At 57.3% G+C, this 5602-nt stretch carries 6 protein-coding genes; 4 read left to right on the top strand and 2 right to left on the bottom strand.

Translation table 11 applies throughout. The annotated features are described in order from the left end of the window. Both VMW13_09560 and nadE read right to left on the bottom strand, forming a co-directional pair. Positions 1-1180, bottom strand: a 1180-nt coding sequence (locus VMW13_09560) for an MFS transporter (GenBank protein ID HUV45062.1), incomplete at its 3' end; no start/stop codon positions are given. A 102-nt stretch (positions 1181-1282) separates the two neighbouring features. Beyond that, the gene (nadE, locus tag VMW13_09555; GenBank protein HUV45061.1) at positions 1283-2011 is read right to left on the bottom strand and encodes an NAD(+) synthase; all 729 of its coding nucleotides are present in this window, start codon (positions 2009-2011) and stop codon (positions 1283-1285) included. 77 nt (positions 2012-2088) lie between these two features. On the opposite strand from nadE, the gene VMW13_09550 reads away from it, so the two are divergent. The 4 genes from VMW13_09550 to VMW13_09535 all read left to right on the top strand — a co-directional run. Then, entirely contained in the window at positions 2089-3636 is a 1548-nt protein-coding gene (locus VMW13_09550; protein ID HUV45060.1) for an amidohydrolase, read from the top strand. 27 nt (positions 3637-3663) lie between these two features. Further along, positions 3664-4080: a class I SAM-dependent methyltransferase gene (locus VMW13_09545; GenBank protein HUV45059.1), complete on the top strand. Its 417-nt coding sequence runs from the start codon at positions 3664-3666 to the stop codon at positions 4078-4080. 147 nt (positions 4081-4227) lie between these two features. Further along, on the top strand, positions 4228-4458 hold the full coding sequence (locus VMW13_09540; protein HUV45058.1) for a zinc ribbon domain-containing protein: 231 nt from the start codon (positions 4228-4230) through the stop codon (positions 4456-4458). A gap of 77 nt (positions 4459-4535) precedes the next feature. Further along, a partial coding sequence (locus tag VMW13_09535) for a DUF763 domain-containing protein (GenBank protein HUV45057.1) occupies positions 4536-5602 on the top strand: 1067 nt, incomplete at its 3' end.

Here is a 5602-nt window from a genome sequence, read left to right as displayed (position 1 = left end):
CCGCGACGGCAGCTACCGGCCAGAATTCCCCACCCAGGCTCTGTCTCCGAGCAAAATCCACAGCCACACCCAGAATCGGTGCTATTATCATTGTAGAGACTGCTTTTGCCTGGCTTTCGATGGATAGAATAGTGGCACCCTTTGCCTCACTGGCGAAAGCGTCAAAGCGGCTTATCAGAATAGGCCGCCAGAAATTCTGTAGCAGAGCAAGAGCAATAAAGCCAACCACCGCAACTTCATAATACCCGAAGAACAGCAATGGGATAAGTGCAATGTAAAGAACAAAAACCACCTTCCAGAGCAGGCGGCTTCCCCTCTCCTCCCCACCAGCATGACTGGTCAGGCGATGGGAATTCCGGCTGGCATAGGCTGAGACCAGGTACAGGATAACGTAAACCACTCCTATCATGACTGCGCTGCGGCGTGTCTCTCCCCAGGCGAGGAAAATGGGAAGTAACAGTGCCATATCCTTTACTACGGGCTGAAGATAGTCTGCAACTGCCTTATAAACACCTTCAAAAGACATTGATTCCACGATTAAGCGACGCAGTCTCCTGACGACCAATGCAGTACGGATACACTCCCAGAGATGTGCCACAACATCACGAATGCCCACCTTCTCACCGGGTTGGCCCTCCAACTCCCCGGGATAGGTCATAAGGTTAATCAGTCCCGCAATATACGGGATAATGGCAAAGAAAAAGACATAGGCATAGTCATTGGTCAGTAGAACGCAGGCAACCGCCAGGACAGTAGAAACCGCTGACCCAATTTTTGACCATGAGCGAGTGTAGCCATAAACCTTCGTTTTTTCGTCAAGGCGTCCTTCAATACGGAGCCACGTAAATATCATCGCTTTGTGGGTGCCGGTGCGGAATGCTTCACCGACGGCGAAAAAGAACATGGCGAAAAAGAAATGCCAGTAATCCTGGCAAAAACCGAATATGGTGAAGGAAATGATATAGGAGACAAAGGCCAAAATCATACTGCGGCGGCGGCCAAATAAATCGGCAACGGCGCCGCTGGGTATTTCTATAAGGTTGATGAAAAGCTCCCGGAAGGCAACGAGAAACCCGATTTGGGTAAAGGAAAGTCCTCGCTGGAGGAAAAACAAGATAATGAACGGTTCAAAATACCGTTGGTTTTTGAGGAAACCATACAAAGAAAAGCGTCTAATCATTGCTGCCGATGTTCAAGGGTTGTCTATCATAAATCCCTGATTCCCCGATAATCCTTGCACAGGTCAATCTGGTTGTTTTTCTTCAATCACTTCAGTAACCTGCTAGAATTCAGGCACGGCAGGAGGCTGGCGCTTGTGGCGGCAGCCGGCCATCATTGCCTCTATCTTCTCCCTGACATCCTTACGCCCCCGGCCATTCGTCAGGTAGTCGTCGATTTCGTCATAGGTCAGCCCGAGCTCTGCTTCGTCGGTCTGCCCCGGCCAGAGACCAGCCGAAGGAGGCTTGTCAATTATCTCCTGCGGGACGCCGAGAAACCCGGCCAGTTCCCTGACCTGTCTCTTGACAAGATTGCCCAGCGGGGCGATGTCCACACCGCCGTCGCCGTACTTGGTAAAGTAGCCTACAGCAAGCTCACTGCGGTTACTTGAGCCCACAACCAGGTAGCCCCACTGATTGGCGAGGAAGTAGAGGGCGAGCATCCTGAGCCGGGCCTTGATATTGGCCCTTGAAGGAAGCCCCATCCGGGATTCCGCCCCGAAGTCCGGCAGTGTCCCGGCCAGGGAATCGTACGTACCGTCCAGAACAACCTCCCTGGTGGGGATGGAGAACTTATCAGCCACGACCAGGGCATGTTCTTTATCCCGGGGAATACTATAGCAGGGCATGAGTACCCCGAGGGTAGCATCGGGAAAAGCCCGTTTGCACAGGACTGCCACAACCGCAGAATCAATCCCTCCACTGATACCGAGTACCGCCCCCTGGCACCCGGCCTCGGCTACCTTTTCTTTGAGCCATGAAACGAGCCTGTCCGCCAGTTGTGCTGTGTCCATTAGTGCCTCCATTGTCTCGTGGTGTCACGGGTAGTATACTAGCCTGTAACCACCTGGTCAAAGGAGGCTGGAGCATTATGCCCTCAGCAGACCTGGTACTGAAGAATGCCAACGTGATAACCATGGACCCGGCCCAGCCCCGCGCACGGCTGGTGGCGGTCCGGGACGGCAGGGTCTGGCTGGTTGGTAGTAACGAACGGCTGGACGAAGTGCAACACGCCGGCACGAAGACGATTGACTGTCAGGGCAGGACCCTGGTGCCCGGCTTCAACGATGCGCACTGCCACATATTCAGCCTCATCAGAAAGCTCCTCAGTATCGACCTCAGCCCTGCGGCGGTGAGTTCGATTGCCGATATCAAGGCCATCATTGCCCGCAAGGCCGAAGACACTCCGCCCGGCCAGTGGATTCAGGGGACTGACTACAGCGAGTTCAACCTTGCAGAGAAGCGCCATCCGACTCGCCGGGACATCGATGAGGTAGCGCCGGACCATCCGGTGGTGCTCTCGCACCGCTCCCTGCATGCCTGTGTCCTCAACAGCCGCGCCCTCGCACTGGCCGGTATCACCCGGGAGACCCCGGAACCGCCAGGGGCGATGATTGACCGTGATGTCAGCGATGGTGAGCCGAACGGGCTGCTCTTTGAGATGGTGGGCCACATACGGGAGCAGGTTATGCCGTCGTGGACTGATGAGGAACTGGAGAGGGGCATGGCGCTGGCCAACCGGGAATACCTGTCGCGGGGGATTACGTCCCTGCAGGACGCCACCGTAGTCAATGATTACCGGCGCTGGCAGACCTTTCGCCGCTTCATCGACGCACGTAAGCTCAGGAGCCGGATATACATGATGCTCGGGGCTGAGGCTGTGGCCGAGTTTCGGGAGGCGGGTCTGGGCTTCGGTGACGGTGATGACCGGTTGCGACTGGGGGCGGTCAAGATAGTACCCAGCAATATCGCCGGGCAGCTCCATCCCCCCCAGCCGGAGCTGAACCGTATGGTCCTTGATATGCACCGGAATGACTTTCAGGTGGCCGTACACGCAGTTCGGGAGAGTACTGTTGAGGCGGTAATCATTGCCCAGGAATACGTACGCAGTCAGTCTACCGGAGCCGACCGGCGGCATCGCATCGAGCACTGCGCCGAGTGCCCGCCCCACCTGCTGGAACGGCTCTCCCGACTCGGTACGGTTATCGCTACCCAACCGCCGTTCATCTACTACAGTGGCGACAGGTACCGGGCTATGGTACCGGCGGAGCAGCTGAAGTGGCTCTACCGCTTCAAGTCTTTCTTCGATAGCGGACTGGTGGTCGCGGGGAGCTCGGACTCGCCGATAGTGTCCAACAACCCCCTGATGGGCATCTATAGCGCCGTCACAAGGCAGTCCGAGTCCGGGCAAATACTTCTGCCTGACGAAGCCATTACAGTGGAGCAGGCACTGGCTGCCTACACGACAAATGCTGCCTACGCCTCCTTCGAAGAAGGCATAAAAGGCTCGATAGCGGCGGGCAAGCTGGCTGATATGGTATTGCTCAGTGACGACCCCACGGCATGCCCCCCTGAAGCGACAAAAGACATCCGGGTGGAAATGACTATCAGTGGTGGGAGTGTGGTCTGGGAGGCTTGAGAGGCAGCGAATCAGAGGAAGCTTACCGTGCGCAATGACATGGCATTTATGGCCTGGATTGAATCACTTCGGCAGCCGTTCAGAGCCAAGGACCTCTCTCTTGACTGGCTTGAGGGCAAAGAGTGCCTGGACGCTGGTTGTGGGAATGGGCTTTACAGTGTAGCACTGGCTTTCCTTTCCAGGAGCCGCACAGTGGGCGTAGATATAAGTAAGGGAGCGGTAGGCGAGGCGCAAGAACGCTTCAAAAGGGTGGAGAACCTGGAGTTTACAGTGGCGGATATCAAGCATCTGCCTTTCTGCGATGACTCCTTTGATTTCGTAATCTGTCTTCGGGTGTTGCATCACAACGCTTACCCTGAGGAGGCCATCTCAGAGCTCAGGCGGGTCTTGCGGATTGGCGGACTGTTGTATACAGGGGAAGCCCTGTGGACAAAGCCATTTTAAGAATAGTACTTGCCTTCCTAAGTGATGATTCAGTTGGCAGGGGGTGAGGTGAATAACGATGTGTCAAAGCCTCGTCAGTCTACTGGACGAGTACAGAGGCTTGACGGATACACGGAGAATGGCTAAACTGGTGGTGGAGAGAGAGAAATGCCGATTTACGAGTACGTTTGCACCGACTGCGATAGTAAGTTCGAGAAAATCCGTCCGGTAAGCTGCGCCACTGAGCCGGCCCCCTGCCCCACCTGCCAGAAGGATGCCGGGCGGGTGCTGTCCCGGTTCGCCTGCTTCACCACCGACGACAGCGGGATGATGGCGCCGGTAGGTGGAGACGCCTGCTCGTCCTGCTCCGCCTCAAGCTGCGCTTCCTGCGGCATGTAGCTGTGCGGTAGTTATTGCATGATGGTCGGTCAGATGGCAGGCCATAACATTCGGATATCCACAGAGGCGTCTTAGCTATGCCGTCGAGACGTACCGGGATTGCCAACCTGCCCCTGCACCACGGAAAAGCACCGCGCTGGCTGTTCGACCGCATGGTCAAGCTGGCCCGGGAAATCACGATTGCCATCGTCGCTGAGTACGGTCCCGACGAGATGCTGCACCGGATGTCCCACCCCTACTGGTTCCAGGCCTTCGGCTGCGTGCTGGGATTCGACTGGCATTCCAGCGGTGTGACCACCACCCTCTGCGGCGCCCTGAAGGAGGGTATCAAGGGCCTGGAGCGTGACCTGGGGCTGTTCGTGGCCGGCGGCAAGGGCAGCGCGTCGCGGAGGACGCCGTCCGAGATAGAGACCTGGGGAGAGCGAATATCCCTGAACCCGGCACCGCTGGTGTACGCCAGCCGGATGTCCGCCAAGGTGGACAGCGCCGCCGTGCAGGACGGTTACCAGCTCTACCACCATACCTTTCTGTTTACGCCCAGAGGCTCGTGGGCGGTGGTCCAGCAGGGCATGAACGACCGCAACCACTACGCGCGTCGCTACCACTGGCTCGGTGAGAGTGTGACCGATTATGTCAACGAGCCTCACTCGGCGATTGCGTCACAGGCAAAGAGTGCCACGCTGAACCTGGTCGCGGAAGAAAGCGGACCTGCGCGCAGCACCATCGCCGGGATTGCCCACGATGAAAAGCCTGAGATTATCCTGTCCGATCTCAAGAAACTGAAGACCCTGAGTCTTCCCGCCCACCACCCGATTGGACTGGCGGATATACATCCTGAGAGCCTGAGTCGAATACTGCTTGGTGTCTACGAGCGCCAGCCGGAAGACTTCGAGAAGCTGCTCGGGTTGCAGGGGGTTGGCGCCAAGACCCTGCGTGCCCTGAGCCTGATTGCCGAGCTGGTGCACGGGGTTGCCCCCAGCTACAAAGACCCGGCCCGGTACAGCTTTGCCCACGGCGGCAAGGACGGGTTCCCCTATCCAGTGGACCGCCAGACCTACGATACCTCCGTGGAACTGCTGGCAAAGGCAGTGCACCGGGCGAAGCTGGGACTCACCGACAAGCGGGACGCATTGAACAGGTTGGG

Source organism: Dehalococcoidales bacterium, assembly GCA_035529395.1.
Taxonomy (GTDB): domain Bacteria; phylum Chloroflexota; class Dehalococcoidia; order Dehalococcoidales; family Fen-1064; genus DUES01.
The sequence above is the reverse complement of the archived record's forward strand: the minus strand, read 5'-3'. Positions and strand labels throughout refer to the sequence as shown.

What these genes read in the sequence shown, in the direction of transcription:
- nadE (HUV45061.1), bottom strand. Translation starts at nt 2,011, where the DNA reads ATGGACACAGCACAACTGGCGGACAGGCTCGTTTCATGGCTCAAAGAA.
- VMW13_09550 (HUV45060.1), top strand. Translation starts at nt 2,089, where the DNA reads ATGCCCTCAGCAGACCTGGTACTGAAGAATGCCAACGTGATAACCATG.
- VMW13_09540 (HUV45058.1), top strand. Translation starts at nt 4,228, where the DNA reads ATGCCGATTTACGAGTACGTTTGCACCGACTGCGATAGTAAGTTCGAG.